At 46.5% G+C, this 19,980-nt stretch carries 20 protein-coding genes; 11 read left to right on the plus strand and 9 right to left on the minus strand.

The features are described from left to right. The first annotated feature begins 35 nt into the window (after window positions 1-35). Window positions 36-851 carry a hypothetical protein gene (locus tag AC1RR2_RS16285; RefSeq protein ID WP_493223322.1) on the plus strand — a complete coding sequence of 272 codons (816 nt, stop codon included), beginning with the start codon at window positions 36-38 and terminating at the stop codon, window positions 849-851. 59 nt (window positions 852-910) lie between these two features. Next, complete coding sequence (locus AC1RR2_RS16290) at window positions 911-1,930, plus strand: OmpA family protein (RefSeq protein WP_493223323.1); 1,020 nt, start codon at window positions 911-913, stop codon at window positions 1,928-1,930. A gap of 51 nt (window positions 1,931-1,981) precedes the next feature. On the opposite strand, the gene AC1RR2_RS16295 is transcribed toward AC1RR2_RS16290, so the two are convergent. From AC1RR2_RS16295 to AC1RR2_RS16305, 3 genes are all read right to left on the minus strand, one after another. Beyond that, entirely contained in the window at window positions 1,982-3,142 is a 1,161-nt protein-coding gene (locus AC1RR2_RS16295) for a site-2 protease family protein (RefSeq protein ID WP_493223324.1), read from the minus strand. 58 nt (window positions 3,143-3,200) lie between these two features. Continuing rightward, window positions 3,201-4,301: a tRNA 2-thiouridine(34) synthase MnmA gene (mnmA, locus tag AC1RR2_RS16300; protein ID WP_493223325.1), complete on the minus strand. Its 1,101-nt coding sequence runs from the start codon at window positions 4,299-4,301 to the stop codon at window positions 3,201-3,203. A 177-nt stretch (window positions 4,302-4,478) separates the two neighbouring features. Beyond that, window positions 4,479-4,967, minus strand: a complete 489-nt coding sequence (locus AC1RR2_RS16305; RefSeq protein ID WP_493223326.1) for an NUDIX hydrolase — start codon at window positions 4,965-4,967, stop codon at window positions 4,479-4,481. Window positions 4,968-5,585: 618 nt separating this feature from the next. Here AC1RR2_RS16305 and AC1RR2_RS16310 point away from each other — a divergent pair. The 4 genes from AC1RR2_RS16310 to AC1RR2_RS16325 all read left to right on the plus strand — a co-directional run bounded on the left by AC1RR2_RS16310 (window position 5,586) and on the right by AC1RR2_RS16325 (window position 9,253). Beyond that, window positions 5,586-6,701, plus strand: coding sequence for a Re/Si-specific NAD(P)(+) transhydrogenase subunit alpha (locus AC1RR2_RS16310; RefSeq protein ID WP_493223327.1), 1,116 nt, complete (start codon window positions 5,586-5,588; stop codon window positions 6,699-6,701). 165 nt (window positions 6,702-6,866) lie between these two features. After that, window positions 6,867-7,229 (plus strand): aspartate 1-decarboxylase, encoded by a 363-nt coding sequence (gene panD, locus AC1RR2_RS16315; RefSeq protein WP_493223328.1) that lies wholly within the window; start codon window positions 6,867-6,869, stop codon window positions 7,227-7,229. A 255-nt stretch (window positions 7,230-7,484) separates the two neighbouring features. Then, entirely contained in the window at window positions 7,485-7,808 is a 324-nt protein-coding gene (locus AC1RR2_RS16320) for an NAD(P) transhydrogenase subunit alpha part 2 (RefSeq protein ID WP_493223329.1), read from the plus strand. Continuing rightward, on the plus strand, window positions 7,808-9,253 hold the full coding sequence (locus AC1RR2_RS16325) for an NAD(P)(+) transhydrogenase (Re/Si-specific) subunit beta (protein WP_493223330.1): 1,446 nt from the start codon (window positions 7,808-7,810) through the stop codon (window positions 9,251-9,253). Before AC1RR2_RS16320 ends, AC1RR2_RS16325 begins: the two co-directional genes overlap by 1 nt. A 17-nt stretch (window positions 9,254-9,270) precedes the next feature. Here the strand turns inward: AC1RR2_RS16325 and AC1RR2_RS16330 are convergent, their stop codons facing one another. Continuing rightward, on the minus strand, window positions 9,271-9,576 hold the full coding sequence (locus tag AC1RR2_RS16330) for a hypothetical protein (protein WP_493223331.1): 306 nt from the start codon (window positions 9,574-9,576) through the stop codon (window positions 9,271-9,273). Window positions 9,577-10,184: 608 nt separating this feature from the next. On the opposite strand from AC1RR2_RS16330, the gene AC1RR2_RS16335 reads away from it, so the two are divergent. Beyond that, window positions 10,185-10,430: a hypothetical protein gene (locus tag AC1RR2_RS16335; protein ID WP_493223332.1), complete on the plus strand. Its 246-nt coding sequence runs from the start codon at window positions 10,185-10,187 to the stop codon at window positions 10,428-10,430. Between the two features lie 355 nt (window positions 10,431-10,785). Here AC1RR2_RS16335 and AC1RR2_RS16340 read toward each other — a convergent pair whose 3' ends face one another. From AC1RR2_RS16340 to AC1RR2_RS16360, 5 genes are all read right to left on the minus strand, one after another. After that, window positions 10,786-11,109 (minus strand): low molecular weight protein tyrosine phosphatase family protein, encoded by a 324-nt coding sequence (locus AC1RR2_RS16340; protein WP_493223333.1) that lies wholly within the window; start codon window positions 11,107-11,109, stop codon window positions 10,786-10,788. Then, window positions 11,106-11,477 (minus strand): DUF5329 family protein, encoded by a 372-nt coding sequence (locus AC1RR2_RS16345; protein WP_493223334.1) that lies wholly within the window; start codon window positions 11,475-11,477, stop codon window positions 11,106-11,108. The genes AC1RR2_RS16340 and AC1RR2_RS16345 overlap by 4 nt, the downstream gene beginning before the upstream one ends. A 61-nt stretch (window positions 11,478-11,538) precedes the next feature. Then, window positions 11,539-12,069 carry an NADPH-dependent FMN reductase gene (locus AC1RR2_RS16350; protein ID WP_493223335.1) on the minus strand — a complete coding sequence of 177 codons (531 nt, stop codon included), beginning with the start codon at window positions 12,067-12,069 and terminating at the stop codon, window positions 11,539-11,541. 331 nt (window positions 12,070-12,400) lie between these two features. After that, window positions 12,401-12,943 (minus strand): CNP1-like family protein, encoded by a 543-nt coding sequence (locus AC1RR2_RS16355; RefSeq protein ID WP_493223336.1) that lies wholly within the window; start codon window positions 12,941-12,943, stop codon window positions 12,401-12,403. A 2-nt stretch (window positions 12,944-12,945) separates the two neighbouring features. Continuing rightward, window positions 12,946-13,572: an RNA pyrophosphohydrolase gene (locus tag AC1RR2_RS16360; protein WP_493223337.1), complete on the minus strand. Its 627-nt coding sequence runs from the start codon at window positions 13,570-13,572 to the stop codon at window positions 12,946-12,948. Window positions 13,573-14,069: 497 nt separating this feature from the next. Between AC1RR2_RS16360 and AC1RR2_RS16365 the strand changes: the two genes are divergently transcribed. From AC1RR2_RS16365 to AC1RR2_RS16380, 4 genes are all read left to right on the plus strand, one after another. Then, the gene (locus tag AC1RR2_RS16365) at window positions 14,070-15,806 is read left to right on the plus strand and encodes a proline--tRNA ligase (RefSeq protein ID WP_493223338.1); all 1,737 of its coding nucleotides are present in this window, start codon (window positions 14,070-14,072) and stop codon (window positions 15,804-15,806) included. 101 nt (window positions 15,807-15,907) lie between these two features. Next, window positions 15,908-16,459: a lytic transglycosylase domain-containing protein gene (locus AC1RR2_RS16370; protein WP_493223339.1), complete on the plus strand. Its 552-nt coding sequence runs from the start codon at window positions 15,908-15,910 to the stop codon at window positions 16,457-16,459. Between the two features lie 45 nt (window positions 16,460-16,504). Then, the gene (locus tag AC1RR2_RS16375; RefSeq protein ID WP_493223340.1) at window positions 16,505-16,852 is read left to right on the plus strand and encodes a cupin domain-containing protein; all 348 of its coding nucleotides are present in this window, start codon (window positions 16,505-16,507) and stop codon (window positions 16,850-16,852) included. A 277-nt stretch (window positions 16,853-17,129) separates the two neighbouring features. Continuing rightward, window positions 17,130-19,466 (plus strand): TonB-dependent hemoglobin/transferrin/lactoferrin family receptor, encoded by a 2,337-nt coding sequence (locus AC1RR2_RS16380; protein ID WP_493223341.1) that lies wholly within the window; start codon window positions 17,130-17,132, stop codon window positions 19,464-19,466. The last annotated feature ends 514 nt before the right edge of the window (window positions 19,467-19,980 follow it).

Genomic DNA, 19,980 nt, shown 5'->3' on the forward strand with positions numbered 1-19,980 from the left:
ATATGGCACGCCACTATTTTGACGAGGGAAATATAATGAAATGGATATTGCTAATGCTGTTAGTGAGCGCGACTATGCCGACCTACGGGCAAATATACAAATGCAAGACAGACAATGGCACATTGGTTTATCGAGATCGTGAATGTGAAGCTTCTCAGTCCTTAAAAAAAGTGCCAAATGAGCTTGCGCCGCGTGCGGGCAAGAGCTCATCAAAGGCTGCGCGAATCATGGATGAATTCGAACAAAGATGGAAACCAAATCTGGATGCCATCGAGCCGCTTACCGATAAATGTAGTAAAGGAGATTCGACTGCCTGTGAGGAACGCAGGCGTAAATTGGATGCCCACTTTGCCGCATCTAAGGAAGATGTGAAGCGTACGATAAAAGACTATCAAACTGCACAAAATCAGAGTTGCCAAGGTGGCGATAGGATGGCATGTCGCGAATCTGAATGTGCTAGCCTTGCTTCGTTCGATGCGCTCACATGGGATAAGCGCAAGCCGGAGGAGTTTCTCGCCTGCGCTCGCAATATGGGACTGACATACGGAAAATTCTGGCTAATTGCCAGCGGTAATTTGAGTGGCGACAAACCATTAAGCCCTAATCTCTTAAAACATGGCGATGAAGTGATTCACGGCGCGCTCTTACGTTGTTTTCGGCAACGTGCGTCCGCAAACTTAGTCTATGGAAGTCTACATAAAATTATTGAGTATGAAACGACAATCAAGACAAACGGCATGGTCAGCGCCAGCTATAAGTACGTGCTAGATATACGCACCTATCCAGGCAAACCAGCCGAAAAAGAATACAAAACTTTAGCGGAACTGGCGGAACAGGTTTGCGAAAAATAAATGGCAGTGTAAGTTCAGTATCAAAAACTAAAATTAAACAAGGACAGGCGTTTCATATCATGAGCTCAAAATTTCTATTTTCTGTTTTACTTTTTCTTTCATCCGTCTGCTCAGCGCAAGACAACTATCCGAACTGGGGCAAAGATGTCGTTGAAGCCAAGGATCATCCAGCGATTAAGCGTTTCACTGGATCGTGGATCATAGGTTATCGCCAAATGGAATGGGATGCGCTTCAGTTACCCAGGGACGAACAACTTGAGAATGAGCGTTTTAAAAATCTGCAAACCATAGAAGGAAGAGCCACCCACATTAGTTACCTTGCACCATACGGAAAGTCTAGTTTGGAGGTGTACCGTAATTATGAACAAGCATTCACGGCGGCCGGATTCAAACGGAAATTTTCCTGTGAGCGCGATTGCAATAAGCTGTATTACGCGTGGTCGCATTTGAATTTCGCAGATACGATGCAATGGATTAGTTCTGATTTGGCCAGTCTGTATGTGGGCAGTAGCCGGTATCGCATCGGCAATCCTGCGGCCGCCGAGGAGTTCCGCATTTGGTCGGGTAGTATGATTAAGAATGGGCAAGAAGTTCGAATGCTAATGCTCACCTCCGCAGCGAAGTACAGCACCACCAAAATTGCCACCACTTACTTGCACATAGCAGAACCAAAAGTGATGAGTACAGGGCAAGTGGTGGTCGATGCCAATGCCATTCAAACCAGTCTCAGCCAAGAAGGAAAAGTTGCGTTGTATGGCTTATTTTTTGATACGGGAAAAGCTGAGGTCAAAGCAGAGTCAAGATCTCAACTAGAAGAAATCGCAAAACTTTTAAACTCCCAAAAAAATGCAAAATTTTTTGTCGTTGGACATACCGATAATGTCGGCAATTTCGATACCAACCTAAGCCTGTCTTTGCAACGTGCCCAGGCGGTGGTGAACACACTAAGTTCCCCTCCTTATTCTATCGACAGAAAACGGCTCTCTGCAAAAGGAGGTGCCAGCTTAATGCCTGTCGCGAGCAACAGTGAGGAAAGCGGTAGGGCGCGTAATCGTCGCGTGGAGTTGGTCGAGCAATAAGGGATGCCTAGTAAATGTGAATTTTGAAGCATGATTGACCGACCTATTCACTTAGCTTCGTAATATCTTTAAAGGCGCAGCCAGTAATTCATCACCGCTATGCGCGAAATACCACATGATGGCGATCAATGCTGCGGCGGTAAACAGATACCAAACACTGGAAAAAATCTGACCATAACGGTCCAGTGGTAACAAATGACTTTGATGTCGCATGCGCCATTCGAACACGATTTCCATACTGCCTATCAGTAAAAAGAAGGCCATGAAAGTCAGACCCATGGCGTAGCAACCAAGGATCCCCAGAATGGAACCCGTGATCATGGCGAACAAGCCAAATTTGCCATGCACTGAAAAACCAATGCTTTTCAAAATATGCCCGCCGTCTAGCGGCAATATAGGAAGAAGATTAATCAGATTGAGTAGCGCATTAAAATTGGCAAGGCCAGCGAAGAAAATATTCCCAGTGACCCAATACACGACCAATAAAACTAAAGACAGAAAAAGACCAAAGGTCGGCCCCATGATCGAAATCACGACATCCTGCCAGCGTGTATTAATTTTGTCGTCGCTCAGCGCCAAGCCTCCCAAAAAGGGAATCAGGTAAATGCCCTTGGTTTTTAAGCCAAAGTATTTCATGGCGCGGATGTGACCGTATTCATGAATCACCAGACAAGCAATGAGTGCTGCAGCAAATTTGAAAGAAAACAACCATGAATAAGTTGCCAGTGTGGCGGTAGCCAAAATGACCTTAATGGCTTTTGCACTCTTCAACAATTTGAAGGCAAGCGACGCTAAGCCGATTAAGCTAGGTTTCTCTTTGCTGCTCACCGCAACTTCGGGCACCTGGCGTTCTATGTCTTTGGTATTGCGCTGGCCTTGCGTGATTTCTGCACCATTGATCAACAGACGATATTGAACTAGGAATGGCTGCCATTGCAATTGGGTTTCGAGGCGGATGTTAAATTCTTGTGTCGACACCATCGCAGACCTCGAACTCGCTTCTGAAGCGGCAATGCCGTGGTCTGCTGTTTGCATGTTGGCAGGTACAGGGCTAAATTTCAATTCGAATTCATGCGTGTAGCTGCCTTCATTGTCGGCACTGGCATTTTTTTGTGACACCAGCTTATTGTCCCAGAAGAGCTGTTGCCAACCCGCGAGTGAGCCTTCTAATCGTAGTGCTTTGCCCAGGCAATCAATATTGAGTAATTCCAATGTCGTTCCAGTTGATGTTCAAGTTAAGTTGAAATTTTTTGATCGAAGTTCGTCGAACTTAGTCGGCTAGCGCCGAGTTAATAATGCCACCGCCCAAGCACACATCACCATCATATAAAACGGCGGATTGCCCCGGTGTGACCGCCCATTGCGCTACATCGAAGTGCAATTGAAATAGCTCATTATTACCGCTGAAGCGGCATGCCATATCGGGTTGGCGATAACGGGTTTTAGCAGATAATTTTTCTATGTCGGGTGTGTGACCAGCTACCCAACTGACTTGCGCTGCTTCGAGTGAATTCGACAATAGCCAAGGATGATCATGACCCTGCACCGCATATACGCGATTGTTCTCCACATCTTTGCGCGCCACATACCAAGCATCACTGCTGCCATCGGCATTTTGATGTGATTTGATACCGCCTATCCCTATGCCTTTGCGTTGACCTAAAGTATAAAAACTCAAGCCTACATGCTTGCCGATAATTTCTTCCTCCGGCGTGCGGATTTCGCCTGGTGCATAGGATAAATAGCGATTCAGAAATTCGCGGAAAGGACGTTCGCCGATAAAGCAAATGCCGGTTGAGTCTTTCTTTTTGGCATTCGGCAAATTGATTTGTTCGGCGATTTTACGTACTTCGGTCTTATTGATTTCGCCGAGCGGAAACAGCGTGTTTTTGAGTTGTGCCTGATTCAGTCTATGCAAAAAATAACTTTGATCTTTGCTGGCATCGAGTGCTTTCATTAACTGAAATTCGCCGTTCATCTCACGCACACGTGCATAGTGGCCGGTCGCAATGTAGTCTGCACCGAGTTTCATCGCATGATCTAAGAAGGCCTTAAATTTGATCTCGGCATTGCACAGTACGTCAGGATTCGGCGTACGACCAGCTTGATATTCGCGCAAGAATTCGGCGAACACGCGGTCTTTATATTCACTGGCAAAATTGACGGTTTCAATATCGACCCCGACCACATCCGCCACACTAACTGCATCAATCAAATCTTCGCGAGTCGAACAATATTCGGAATTGTCATCATCTTCCCAATTCTTCATGAATAGGCCTATCACCTCGTAGCCTTGCTCTTTTAAGAGCCAGGCCGAGACCGAAGAATCTACACCACCGGACATGCCGATGACTACGCGTTTTTTACCCATGAATATTCCTGCTAATTTTCGTTACTTTAAGTAGGGCAGGTGAAACCCGCGCCGCCAGTCTTTCGAGTGCCTGAGCAGCGCGGGTTTCACCCGCCCTACGATTTTGTTTGTTTCTATCCACGCAGTCCACAAATGGGAGAGGGTGACTTCAAAACCTATTGACGTCTCTTAACTTCCTTAATTGCCCATCACGCTAGGATGCGTATACATCAAATCCAAAGGTGCTCTTCGCCCCGCCAAATAATCTTGCAAACATTTCAAAATCAAGGGACTGCGGTGCATCTCCTGACACGCCAGGATTTCTTCATACGTCATCCACAAAGCGCGCAAAATGCCGTGATCTAATGGCCTATCATGTTGTGCGATGACTTTGCCACAAAATGCAAAACGCAGATAAGTCACTTCTTTGCCTGAAGTCGATGAAATGAATTTCGACATATACGTGCCAACCAAAGCCTCAGGCACGAATTCATGCGCGGTTTCCTCCATGGTTTCACGTATCACGGCCTGTTCTAAGCTTTCATTGGGATCCAAATGGCCAGCGGCTTGATTCAGGCGCACCCCATCGGGCGTCATCTCTTCTATCATTAAGAATTCTAAGCGCTCGGCGTTTTGACGCGGGATGATGGCAGCGACAGTAACCGAAGGTTTCCAGATGTCAGACATAGGCTAGGATGTTGGCTAGTAAAAGAGGTGGGCTTATCAAGGCATATCAATGAAACAGGGCGTCATTTTACCTCTTAAGCTCAGATTTCACCGCCATTACGCCTTAATCACGATTCGAATTTACTAATAAAGATTCTATCTATAAGAAAAATCTTCATTCCTGTTGGTATTTTGAAATGAAAATTGAAAGTAGATCAAGATTAGCCGAAAACCCGTTTTTCCTTTGAAAAGCCTTATGCCATCAGGGTTTGAGATAGGGATGCGCCAGCGAGATCAAAGCCTCTGTTGCTTTATCCTGGTGCAGTGGTATTAGTTAAGCCTTACTTTAGAGTGCTTAACCCGTGCCAGTATGGTGCGTTTTTCGTGTAATATCGTTGTCGAATATCAAATGTAATATAGGAAGCGCCTCACAATTCTTCCCAAAAAAAGGAAAATTGAGAGGATTTCTAACCTCCAGTTCGATTTAAGTGTTTTGAACGTCGTGGTGAGATAAGTCGAAATATCAATCATCTTGTTTGTCTTTTATCCAAAGGCAAATAATTCGTGCAGCATGAAATACCTGAAGTTATCGCTTTAGAAATTGAACCCAAGGGTATCAAAAATAAAAGGAGTATCTTTATGAAAATCGGCATTCCCGCCGAAACACGGTCGGGCGAGACGCGCGTTGCGGCGACCCCAGAAACAATTAGGAAATATGTGAGTGCCAAGCACGAAGTCATCGTGCAAGCAGGAGCTGGTATTGCTTCATCAATTACCGATGAAGCCTATCAAGCGGCTGGTGCATCTATCGGTTCTGCTGCAGATGCGTTTGCGGCGGATTTGATTTTGAAGGTGCGTGCACCGTCCGCAGAAGAACGTGGTCTGATCAAATCGGGGGCAGTCATCGTCGGCATGCTCAATCCTTTTGACGCAGAGAATATCGCGGCAATGGCGGCGCATGGCATTACCGCTTTTTCGCTTGAAGCTGCGCCACGTATCACACGTGCTCAGTCATTGGACGTACTGTCTTCGCAGGCCAACATTGCGGGTTACAAAGCAGTTATGTTAGCGGCGAATACCTATCAACGCTTTATGCCTATGTTAATGACGGCGGCAGGTACCGTTAAAGCCGCACGCGTCTTGATTATGGGTGTCGGCGTTGCAGGTTTACAAGCGATCGCCACTGCGAAACGATTGGGCGCGGTGATTGAAGCCTCTGACGTCCGCCCGCCGGTCAAAGAACAAGTTGAATCTCTGGGTGCGAAGTTTATCGATGTCCCCTACGAAACCGACGAAGAACGTGAAATCGCCAAAGGCGTGGGCGGCTACGCACGTCCCATGCCAGCTGCATGGATGGCACGTCAAGCGGCTTTGGTACATGAACGCGCTAAACAAGCGGACATTATCATTACCACGGCTTTGATACCTGGTCGTAAAGCACCGATTTTGATTTCTGAAGAAACGGTAAAAGCAATGAAGCCGGGTTCCGTGATTGTCGATATGGCGGTGGAGCAAGGTGGTAATTGTCCTTTGTCGGAACTGAATAAAACCGTCACCAAATACGGCGTCCATATTATCGGCGAACCGAATCTGGCAACACTGGTTGCTGCCGATGCATCGGCTTTGTATTCACGCAATATTCTCGATTTCTTAAAATTGATCATCGACAAAGATGCAAATCTGGCGATCAACAAAGAAGACGAAATCGTGGTCGCTACGATGATGTGTTCTGGTGGCGAAGTGCTAAAGAAATAAATTTGAAAACGATGAAGAACATTGGAACAGCAGAGGTGCAAAGAACGCAGCGTTTTATAAAAGAAATCTCTGCGCTCTCCGCGCCTCTGCGGTGAAAAAAGGTTTTAATCCGGTTTTATCACCAGTTGTAGTAAGTAAGTTTTAAATAGAAGTTTTGAGGAAATTATGCAAAGAAATATGTTACGCGCCAAGATTCATCGTGTCTCGGTTACCCAATGTGATTTGAACTATGAAGGTTCATGTGGTATCGACGAGGATTTGCTCGATGCTGCCGACATTAAGGAACATGAGCGCATTGAACTCTACAACATCAATAATGGAGAACGTTTTGCGACTTACGCGATTAAAGGTAAACGCGGCAGTGGCGAAATTTCATTAAACGGTGCTGCAGCACGTCGCGTACAACTGGGTGATCTGATGATTATTTGCACTTACGCGCCAATGGATGATGAAGTTGCAGAAAACTTCAAACCAAAAGTGGTGTTTGTGGATGCAAAGAACAAAATCACTAGTTTGAAAGAATATTGAACTGCATAGTTTTTAGACGTGATAAGAGTAAAGAATAACTGAAGTCGAATGCTGCTCGTTTAAGCGCGATACTTTGAGGCGTCATCCCTGCGTAGGCAGGGATCCAGTGTCTTTAAGTTTTTACGCCACTGGATTCCCGCCCCCGACTAAATCAATCGAGGGCAGGCTCTTCGCGGGAATGACATTGAAGGGAACAGTGAACCTGCACAGCATTACTACTGAAGTCCCTTTTAACGTAAATAAAGAGAGAACGTCATGGATGTAGTAAGTCATACACTCACTAATCTGATCATTTTTGTACTGGCAATTTATGTCGGTTATCACGTGGTCTGGACCGTAACACCTGCATTGCATACGCCTTTGATGGCGGTGACCAATGCGATCTCCGCCATCATCATCGTGGGTGCGATGTTGGCGGCAGGTTTGACCGAAGGTGTCCTTGCACAGGTGATGGGCACGCTGGCAGTCGCGTTGGCGGCGGTCAATGTCTTTGGTGGCTTTTTAGTCACGCAAAGGATGCTAGAGATGTTTAAGAAAAAAGAGCCTAAAGCAAAAGCAGAGCATAAGGAGGCACAATAATGAGTATGAATCTCGTGACGATGCTTTATCTGATTGCATCGGTTTGTTTTATTCAGGCGCTTAAAGGTTTATCCCATCCATCGACAGCACGCAAGGGTAATACCTTCGGCATGATAGGGATGGCGATCGCCGCCTTCACCACAGTGGCTCTAATCGTTAAGTTAAAAAATGAAGCGGGTGGAGCGGGTCTTGGTTATGGCTTAGTGATACTCGGTATTGTGGTGGGCGGCGGCATTGGTGCCACATTAGCGAAACGCGTAGAAATGACCAAGATGCCAGAACTGGTGGCAGCGATGCATTCACTGATCGGTTTGGCGGCAGTCTGTATCGCGGTTGCGGTGGTTGCTGAGCCTTGGATTTTCAATATCACCACGCGTGATGCGGCGATTCCATTTGGTAACCGTATCGAATTATTTATCGGCACTTTTGTCGGTGCGATTACTTTCTCAGGTTCGGTGATCGCTTTCGGTAAATTATCCGGTAAATATAAATTCCGTTTGTTCCAAGGCGCGCCGGTCAGTTTTGCGGGTCAACACATGTTGAATCTGCTACTAGCAATCGCGATGGTCGGCCTCGGCCTGGTATTCTGTTTCGACGGTGGCGTGGCTCCAGCATGGACACCGTTCATCTTGATGACGGCAATTGCCTTCGTGTTGGGTGTACTGATCATCATCCCTATCGGTGGTGCGGATATGCCAGTCGTAGTCTCGATGTTGAATAGTTACTCAGGTTGGGCAGCAGCAGGGATTGGTTTCTCACTCAATAACTCCATGTTGATTATCGCTGGTTCCTTAGTCGGTTCATCTGGTGCGATTCTTTCTTACATCATGTGTAAGGCGATGAACCGTTCCTTCTTCAACGTGATTTTGGGTGGCTTTGGTGGCGCTCCAGCAGAAGCCGCCGCTGGCGGTGGCGCGCAACGCACGGTCAAATCAGGTTCGCCAGATGACGTCGCGTTCTTGTTGGGTAATGCTGAAACGGTCATCATTGTTCCAGGCTATGGCTTAGCGGTGGCACGTGCTCAGCATGCTTTGAAAGAATTGACCGAGAAGCTCACACACAAAGGCATCACGGTCAAATACGCGATTCATCCAGTGGCAGGGCGTATGCCTGGTCACATGAATGTGTTGCTGGCCGAAGCTGAAGTGCCATATGACCAAGTGTTTGAGATGGAAGATATTAATAGCGAATTTGGACAAGCGGATGTGGTCTTGGTTTTGGGTGCGAACGACGTTGTTAATCCGGCTGCTAAGGATCCAAAATCGCCTATCGCTGGCATGCCGATTCTTGAGGCTTATAAGGCGAAAACGATTATCGTGAATAAGCGTTCTATGGCTTCTGGTTATGCTGGTTTGGACAATGAGTTGTTCTACATGGATAAGACCATGATGGTGTTTGGGGATGCTAAGAAGGTGATTGAGGATATGGTGAAGGCTGTGGAGTAATACGCTTTTTTGTGTTTTTATTGCTTGTGAAAAAGCCCGCGAATCTTTGGATTTTGCGGGTTTTTTTTGGGTTCAGTGTTTCGTGTATCTTTAGATGCGATTAGTGAAGTGTGATGGTCGCTGCGATTTTTTTCGCTGTTGCTTTTGTTGTCTGTAGGTCGGGTGTGGCCCGACAGCCACTTCCTTTCTTTGCTTCGCCAAAGAAAGGAAGCAAAGAAAGGCGACCACGCTGCCACTGGCCTTCGGCTTCCCAATTGAGCAAGACAAAAAATGGGAAAGCCTTGAAACTCGCTTCGCTCAAACACAAGGCTTTCTTTATCCATTTTCTGTCCTGCGCAATTGGCAGTGTCAGAAGTGGGATAGCGTCTAAAACAAAGTCAAAAGCAACGGCAACATCAAAACAATCAGTACCTACGGTCGATTATTTTTCTAACATCAGTTGTAGGTCGTTGTTTTTGATTTTGCTTTTGAACTACCCCCGTTTGAGACGATGTAATTTGTGCTTCACAGAAAATGGATAAGAAAGTGTTGTGTCTGAGCCGAAGGCGAGTTTCAACACTTTCCCATTTTTTGTGAAGCATAAATTATGCTGAAGCGCAGCGTAAGCACCCCGTAGGGGCGAGTCTACGGTCGCCTTTTTTGGATCACCTTTTTTGGCGAAGCAAAAAAGGTGATTGGCTGTCGGGCCACACCCGACCTACAGAACGTCACGCAAACGAAAAGACGAGACAAGGCAACAAGTCTATCTTTATCGCGCAGACTAACTTCTTGGCTCCGTGCGATTAGCGAAGGCTGATCGTAACTGTTTCTGCTGTTGCTTTGAATGCTGTAGGTCGGGGGTAGCCCGACAGCTAGTCACCTTTTTTGCTTCGCCAAAAAAGGTAACCCAAAAAAGGCGACCACGCTGCCACTGGCCTTCGGCTTCCCAATTGTGCAGGACAAAAAATGGGAAAGCCTTGAAACTCGCTTCGCTCAAACACAAGGCTTTCTTTATCCATTTTCTGTCCTGCGCAATTGGCAGTGTCAGAAGTGGGGGAAGTTCAAAAACCAAGTCAAAAGCAAAGTCAAAAGCAACAACACCGAGCAGCCAGTAGAAAAATATGCGTTCGTTGAGCTTGTTTGTTTTGGTGTTGCTGTTGTTTTTGATTTTGATCTACACCCGTTTGAGACGATGTAATTTGCGCTTCGCAGAAAATGGATAAGAAAGTGTTGCTGTCTGAGCCGAAGGCGAGTTTCAACACTTTCCCATTTTTTGTGACGCACAAATTATGCTGAAGCGCAGCGTAAGCACCCGCAGGGCGAGTCTACGGTCGCCTTTTTTGGATCACCTTTTTTGGCGAAGCAAAAAAGGTGATTGGCTGTCGGGCCACACCCGACCAACAGAACGTCGAGTGAACGAAAAGGCGATAAAAGGGAATCTGTCTATCGCTGGCAAGATAAACTGCAACATCACCAAAATCATCTAGAAAATAGTTTTTCGCACTGCATTTCTAAAAGAAATCGAATGTGTTCGATCAAAAAACAGCGACAACTTACATCAAAAACTTCCCAACCTTAGCCTTCAAAATCGCAATCAACACCGGATCCATATACTCATACTCATCCGGAATATCCAAACAAATAATCCGCTTGTTACTCAAATACGACCTGAACTTCTTGGATAATTTATTTCGATGCGTTTTCTCCATTACGAAGATGATCGTTGCCCAAGCGATTTGTTCAGTAGATAGCGGAGTATTGGCATCGTTGCCTAAACCCGCAGAGTCTGTTTCTACGTCCGGCCACGATGCAAAAATTTGTTCCGCAGTTGGGCTGCGGAGTCGGTTTTGAGTGCAGATGAAGAGGGCGCGTTTCATTTTGGTTTGCGTAGATTTTTTAGTTGTTCTAGTAACCAAAGCTTACTCTCTGTCGCTTGAGTGCTTCCACATTTGACTAGGTAAGGTTTACCACTTGAACTGCTCATCGATGCCGCATGCGTGATGAAATCTTCGGTGCTCTTGATCATGTTCTTGTTTTCAAAATAGTGCAATTTTTTGGTCAGATGAGTTTGCGCTTCAGCGCCAGAATACCAAGTGCCATTACGATTGAATTGACAGCCTGACGCCTGCAATTTATTGAACAGCGCATCGATTTCTGCGCGCGTCTCTGCTGGCGCTTGATTTGCTGAACTAGTTGCGCTTAAAAGTGTTAGAAATAGAGAAATGAAAACGCCTCGAAAATTCATGTCATGGTTCCTTAGATTGATCTTAGAGTAAATCATGTTTGTGCGGACTTGGTATTGGGATTTAAGTTGCAAGCATACACACTTTCATGTTTATCGCGTTCAGTGCGGTACTTAGTAAACTGCGGTAAGGCTCAATACTAGCAATTTCTTCAGCGCTAAGCTGACATGAAGTGACGGGAATACGTAGGCAGGCTTGTGCAATGAGTTGCGCATTCATGGTCGTCAGAATTTCCTTTAGTGCCGCGTCTGCGTGTTCCGCGCGATGCGACGGATTAAGAACGGCAACGGACTTTCCGGTAAACGGCGTATAGCCTACCAGCCAGTCCAAGGCGTTCTTGATGCTACCCGTAACACCATGAGCATATTCAGGACTGGCAATCAGTACAACATCGGCGTCGTCTACTGCTTGCCACAAAGCTTGTACGGAAGCGGGCACATCTTGTTCCCAATCTGGATTAAACAAGGGTAAATCGCCGAGGCTGTCGAAGATAGAAAAGCCCATGTTCGATTCTGCAAGTATTGCGCAGGCCTGAAGTAAAACTAGGCTTCTGGATTGTTTGCGTAAGCTACCGCAGAGGGCGAGTACTTTCATCAATATTCGAATTCTATTAGCGTGTGGAGGTACAGGTTTACCTTAATTCTAGTTCTGCATGTAGTGGCATTTTTTGTTTAGCAAAAACATGCACAATGTCGATGGATGAGCTTAGCATTTTTCTGAATAGGATACTGTTGGGAACTGGGGGGGGCGTGCAAGTCGCATATCTTGTAATTATCTAAGATATTTAATTTTTGCAAATGGTGCGCCTGAATAAGCAGATGCTAATGGGCTCATCTCCAACCCAAGATGGCTGGATTCGCCTGCTTTTTTTTCAGCCTAAGAAAACGCCATAACGTAGACAAAACAAGTCGGAGAAGCCGCGGATCTAATGATACTGTTTGAGGGATTGATTGGTTTTCAGACGTTGAATAATTTTTTCTACATTGCCTGCAATGCTGCCAGCATCGCATACAAAATCCCAAGCCAGGCTGCTGTGCTGCTTGTTGATTCCTTTGTTGCTGATCTCATCCCATTCATTGCGACGGGAGGGCGACCAACTGCCATCGGCACGGCCAAATGCAAATAGGCGCTTTTCATAACTGTCGCAACGCAAGCCTTCGTAACTGACGTTTTTGGCACCCGATTTACTGGTGGAGACGATGGTGTAACGTAAGCTGCCGTCCGCGACTATGCTAAGGGATTTACTATCGATGAAGAAGCTTTGGCTTTCGTTGGTGTAAAAACGTAGCAAATTGTCTGCGGCAGGCGCGGCGGGAAATTGTACTGGGCTATCTACCCAGGTTTTTGTTGGTTTATCACTGGCTTCTTGTGCCGTAGCCACAAGTATAAAGCACAGGCTCAGACCGCAGGCATGCAATGCTTTTTGCGCAATGCGTGAAATTGAACGAAACGGTGTGAGCAGGTGCATGATCAGGTTTCCTTATCTGGCGTCGATGTGCTGGGGCTAGGCTGCAATGTGGTACTCGTATCCGCAATTGTTTCGGCGTGTGTCTGTACCTTGTCCGGCTTGTCATCATGCGTGCGTCGTGGCCCACGTTGATGGTAAGGCTTACGCTGACCTTCCGGCCGATTAATAAAACGCGATAATTCTTGCAAAGCCATCTGATAGACGCCACGCTTAAATTCAATCACGGTATCAAGCGGCACCCAATAATCATGCCAGCGCCAGGCGTCGAATTCTGGATGCGTACTGGCGCGCAAATTCACATCGCAATCGCGTCCAACCATGCGCAACAAAAACCAAATTTGCTTTTGTCCGCGGTAATGACCACGAATTTCCCGCTTAATAAAATGATCAGGTACTTCATAGCGCAGCCAATCACGGGTGCGACCTATGATTTTGACATGCTCAGGGAGCAAGCCAGTTTCTTCTTCGAGTTCGCGGAACATGGCTTGTTCCGGCGATTCGCCGTATTTAATGCCGCCTTGTGGAAATTGCCAAGAATGCTCGCGCACTCGTTTACCCCACCAGACTTCATTATTGGCGTTCAGCATAATAATGCCTACGTTAGGCCTGAAGCCTTCACGATCCAACATGGTATAACCCCAATTATTTCTTGGGAATTATTTAACATTCGCTTAGGCGTGTTTGAGCATTTGGTATTTTGCATTTTACTAAATGCTAAAACCTTGCTCACAAAAAAAGCCCGCACGAAAATAAATCGGCGAGAATTTATGTGTCCCTAAACGAATTGTTAATTATTCCCAAACGTGGTCAGGGCTCATTCTTTATTTTGATGGGCGAAGTTTTTAGGCTTGAAAATCTGGAATCTTCCGAAAAATACCGATGAAAATCCGAGTTTGGGCGTAAAAACTGCAATTAAGCAGTCGAAACCATCATCAAAAATGCAAAGAGTGAGCGCATGAGCCAGCATATCCTTTAAAATTGAGTTGATTATAACCTAGGACTTCAACAAAAAAGTTCAAGCGTTGTTGTTTCAGAATTCAGAGCTACCAAGACCCGGATTTTGCTGCCCAATGCTGGCAACATTTTGATGTCATTCCAAACCTCCATTATTGAAAAGAAATAAGTCATGCGCGCTACACGTTTTTTCATTTCCACTTTAAAAGAAGCTCCAGCTGATGCCGAAATCGTCAGCCACAAATTAATGATGCGCGCCGGGATGATCAAACGTCTCGGCTCCGGTATTTATAATTACATGCCTATGGGTTTGCGCGTCATTCGCAAAGTTGAAAAAATTGTACGTGAAGAGATGGATCGTTCAGGCGCTATTGAAATGTTAATGCCCGTGGTGCAACCCGCTGAGTTATGGCAAGAAACGGGTCGCTGGCAAAAATACGGTGCCGAACTGATGCGTGTGAAAGATCGTCATGGTCGCGATTTCATCATTCAACCGACTTCAGAAGAGGCGATTACTGACGTTGCTCGTCAAGAAATCAAATCCTATCGCCAATTGCCCATCAATTTTTATCATATCCAAACCAAATTCCGTGATGAGCGTCGCCCACGTTTTGGTCTGATGCGCGGTCGTGAATTCACAATGAAAGATGCCTACTCTTTCGACCGTGACTTGGATGGTTTGAAAAAGTCTTACCAAAACATGTATGACGCCTATGTGCGCATTTTCAATCGCTTCGGTTTGCAATTCCGCGCGGTGGCGGCCGATAACGGTGCGATTGGTGGCACTGGATCACATGAATTCCATGTGATCGCCGAAACCGGTGAAGACGCTTTGGTATATTGCCCGACTTCCGATTACGCAGCGAATATGGAAGCGGCGGAAGCCTTGTCCTTGTTCAGTGAGCGTCAGGCTGCAACACAGGCTTTAACAAAAACAGCGACGCCTGGTAAAGCCAAGTGTGAGGACGTTGCTGAACTCTTGAATATTCCCTTACAAAACACGGTCAAGGCTATCGTGTTGACAGTAGAAACCGAAGAGAAAGACAAGATCAGCAAGCAAGTCTGGTTATTGTTGCTGCGCGGTGATCACGAGTTGAACGAAATCAAGGCGAGCAAAGTGCCCGGTTTAGCAAACTATCGTTTTGCGACCGAAGACGAAATCGTCGAGCACTTTGGCACTAAGCCAGGTTACCTCGGTCCAGTGAATACCAAGTTGCCAGTGAAAGTGGTAGCAGATCGCACGGTCGCGATGATGGGCGATTTTGTGTGCGGCGCGAACGAAGAAGATTTCCATTTTACCGGTACCAACTGGGGACGTGATGTGGCGGAGCCTTTGGTGGCGGATTTGCGCAATGTAGTCGCTGGCGATCCATCACCGGACGGTAAAGGTGTATTAGCGATTCAACGCGGTATCGAAGTTGGTCACGTATTCCAATTGGGTACTAGCTATTCCGAAGCGATGAAAGCGACTTTCCTCGATGAGAATGGCAAACCACAGACTTTGCAAATGGGTTGCTACGGTATCGGTATCACGCGCATTTTGGGCGCAGCGATTGAACAAAACTTTGACGACAAAGGCATAATTTGGCCAACTGCCATTGCGCCGTTCGAAGTGGTGATTTGTCCTATGGGCATGGAGAAGAGCCCAGCGGTCAAAGAGCAGGCAGAAAAACTGTATGCCGAATTGTTGGCTGCCGGTGTGGACGTTCTACTCGATGATCGTGATTTACGTCCAGGCTCGATGTTTGCTGACTGGGAATTGATAGGCGTGCCACATCGTGTCGTGATTGGTGATCGCGGTTTAAAAGAGGGCAATCTGGAATACAAAGGTCGTCGTGATGCTGAAGCGAGCAATGTAGCGGTGGCTGAGATGTTTAGTTTCTTGACCGCTAAATTGCAGGCGAAATAATCCTAATAATGAAGTTCATCTTGAACGCAATGACGCGAGTTTGTTTTCTGATAAAACAAGCTCGCGTTTGTTTTTTTGCGCTGCTACTCTTGACGCCATTAATGGCAAATGCGGGCAATCAAAAAGAAGAAGCAATCGCTGATTCGGTCAGATTGGCGCTTGCCAAGTTGGTGGCCGATCCACGTCCTCCGAAACCAACTTTCGACAAGATAGAAGAACGTATTAAATACCTGCATTGGTTAGGCGAAATGTCAGATCGCTTAAAGCGCCGTATTCCCGACAAACAAACTCGCCTCGAATTTCTTGAAACCGTTTGGTACGAGTCGAAGCGCGCCGGTTTGGATACGGGCATGGTGCTGGGATTGATGCAAGTTGAATCTGGTTTCAAAAAGTATGCCGTGTCGATAGTTGGTGCACGTGGCTTTATGCAAGTTATGCCATTCTGGTCGCGTGTGATCGGTGACGGCGATCCGAAGAAGCTGTTTCAAATGCAAACCAATTTGCGTTACGGTTGTTCAATTTTACGTATGTATATCGATATGGAAGACGGCAATCTTTTTCTCGCTTTAGGCCGGTATAACGGCAGTCGTGGCCGCGCAGAATATCCGAATGCAGTCTTGGCGAATTGGAAGAATTGGGAATTCAAGGGTTAAAACCCTGTGTAGTTTGTCGCAGTATCTTTCAAATGGAGACGCATGATGGCAATACCACACTTTCGCTCAGGGCAAGTCAGTCCATTACTTCCGTCCTCAGTCGCGATTGATACCTTACAATCAATCGCCTTATTTAAAGACCCTCAGCTCGAAGTGATACGAATGGTTTTGCCGGCTGGTAAGCGCATACCGCCGCATCATGTGAGTGGTCCTATCACCATCCAATGCCTGACAGGTGAAGTCCTTAGTCAATTTGAACAACAAGAGCGCGTGCTGCTTGCGGGCGATTTGCAATATTTTGCCGGCAGTGTTGTCCACCAGTTGCATGCCCTACAGGATAGTGCTTTATTGGTAACGATATGCTTATCGGCTCCGGTCATGCCGTCAAAGTGAAGTTACAGAAATCATCTTGCGCGATATTCAAATTATCGTTTTGATTTTCAATTTGTCGCATTCATGATTTGATTTGCATCAAATTTAGCGACTGTTTTTGGCACTTCCTTAGTATCCATACAAACTGCAATAAATCTTGAAACCCACGCCTGGCTTGGGGTTTTCGGCTTTTTGTAAACTTAACTAGTTCGTTTAGCCTATAGATGAACGCAACTAGCGGATTGATCTTGTTTTTCATTTGTCTAGACTGAGCTAAACCTTTTTCTATGGAAGCCATATGAAGACTTTTCATTCCTCTATCGTGCCTCACGTTCGTCGGACTGCAGCAAAAATTCCCCCAACAACAATGATGGCGCAGGCGGTGAGTTGCGCTTGTTTGTGGGGCAGTTTAACTTGCCCTGTTCAAGCGCAATCGGTCAGCTTAGGCAGTGATCCTGTTGCTAGGATCAAAGTTGCACAGGTTGTCGTCATTAGCGGCACCCGTTACGAACAATTTGTCGAAAACTTACCGATGGCGATTGATGTCATCGAGCAAAAGGAAATCGAGCGTTTAGGCATTACCGATATTCGGGATCTGGCAAAAAATCTTGCTAACGTCGAGGTCAAACGCGCGCCTGCGCGCTTTACCGTCACCGGTGTCGGTAATTCGACCGGACGTGATGGTAATGCCGGATTTTCTATCCGCGGTCAAGATGGTAATCGTGTCCTGATGTTGATTGACGGTACGCGGCTGCCGCGTAGCTACATCAATGGTAGTAATGCTTTCGGACGTGACTCGATCGCGATGAACCTGATCCGTCAGGTTGAGATTGTGCGTGGCCCTGCATCGGTGTTGTATGGTTCTGATGGTTTGGCAGGCTTGGTCAACTTTATGACTTTAGAGCCACAAGATTTTCTGCAGGAAAAAAATGCGCCAGCGAAGGATTTGGGCGGTAAATTATTTGCCAACTGGAGTGGCGATGATCATAGTCGCAGTCTTGGTGCCAGCTTGGCAGGTCGTGTCAATCCACAATGGAGTTGGTTGATTAGCGCGAATCTGAGTAAGGCCAAAGGCTTGGAAAACACGGGGAAGAATGATGTCCCGAATATCGACAGAACTACGCCCAATCCGCAAGAAGAGCAAACTCAATCGGTCCTGGCAAAATTTGTTTATCAGCCGAGTGCTAATCAAAAACATAGCTTGAGCATAGAGCATGTCGACAAAACCTCTGATTTTGAATTGTTATCAAGTCGCGCTAAATTACCAATGACGACGGCATCGGCAGTCAAGGGGGAGACCGTGCATAAAGAGTCAAAACGTGATCGTCTGACCTTAGTCGATCGTTACGATATCAAAAATGATTGGATCGATCATTTACAAAGCAATCTCAGTTACCAAGACAGTAGCGCACAAGATGACGGCGTAACCCATCGCAATACTTTGGCGGACCGGGTGCGCAAAGTATCGTATGCCGAGCAAGCTTGGCAGTTTAGTGTGTTAGCCGATAAGTTATTCAAATCTTCCAGCGACTTTGCACAGCGCCTGAGCTATGGCTTTGATTATTCCAGGATTGACGTCAGTAATTTCTTTGACGGTGTTGATCCGGGAAATGTCGACTTCACGCCGCGCAAATACTTCCCTGATACACGTGATTCCTCTCGTGCGGTATTCGTGCAAGATGAAATCTTCGCGGGTTCGTGGATTATCACGCCTGGTTTGCGCTACGACCATTTTGATTTAGATGTCAAAACCCAGGTTGGCTTTGCGCCACCTGCAAAAACACCAGCGAAATCTTTGTCCGGTTCAGCGGTCGTTCCGAAGTTGGGTGTGCTGTACAAAGTCAATGCCGACTGGAATGCATATGCCAATCTCGCAGGCGGCTTCCGTGCACCGAATGCGCAGCAGATCAATGGCGTATTTGATAGTGCTACCGTACCAGCCGTGCTATTGGCGAATCCAGATTTGAAGCCAGAGAAAAGTCAAAACATAGAAATTGGTGTACGTGCTTTGTTTGAAAAATTCAATCTCGATGTCGCGGTATTTAGTGGCCGCTACAAAGATTTGATTTACGATAAAAAACCCTTAGGCGGCAAAGGCATTGCAGGCGATCCAGCGATTTTCCAAACGGTGAATGTGGATAAAGCAAAAATTGATGGCTTTGAAATTCGCGGACAAGTGCAGTGGACAGAAATCGCAGGCGGTAAATTAAGTTCACCATTTTCTTATGGCAAAACACGAGGTACAGATGAAGTCGCGCACACGCCTTTGAGTGCTATCAATCCGAGCAAGTTGTATGCGGGCTTACGTTACACCAATGACAGTTGGGATTGGCAATTGAATGCGCGCCATCAAGCTGGTAAGGACGTGGCTGAATTGAGTAGCCCCTATTTGCCGAAACCTGCTGTACCACCACGTGTGCGTCAATTCTTAGTGCCAGCTGTCACTACCTTAGATATGCAAGTGCAGTGGACATTGCAGAAAAACTGGCGCGTCAATTTGGGCGTCGACAATATCACCAATAAAAAATATTGGAACTGGAGCGATGTACAAGGCTTAGCCGCGACATCTGTGGTGGTCGATGCTTATACGCAACCGGGGCGTTACTATCATGCTTCCTTGGTGGTGGGATTTTAGGTTTTTGCCGTGATTATTTATGATGAGTTTGGGTAGCTGAAGTGGTGATTGTAGGGTGAGTATAATTGTTTCATCTTGCTAGATTTTGCCATTTCTGAACGACCCTCACCCTAACCCTCTCCCGCTTGCGGGAGAGGGAACTTGACGTCTACGATATTGCGCCGCATCGTCGTTGTGATTTAGTTTATTCGAAATGCGTTGATTGATCGGCCGATTAAGTAAGCTCGATATCCCCTCGCCCGCAAGCGGGAGAGGGCTAGGGTGAGGGTGGTTCAGTGATGGGAAAATAGCCAGCGAAAGCGGAAGCTTCCAAAATAATGCAAGTCAACGAACTAATCGCTGACCTGTTTTCATATCGATCAAGATGATTTGCACTGCAGACTCAATTGTCGTTTGACCTGAACTCTTCATTTTCAAATGCAAAATAGAAGTCGCCTCTCACTAGTGTCCGGTTAAAAATCGAATAAATTCAATTGGTTAGCGGTGGGTGCTGTTTCAGAAATGTAGCCATCGG

This window comes from Undibacterium sp. GW821-FHT11H02 (assembly GCF_058808015.1).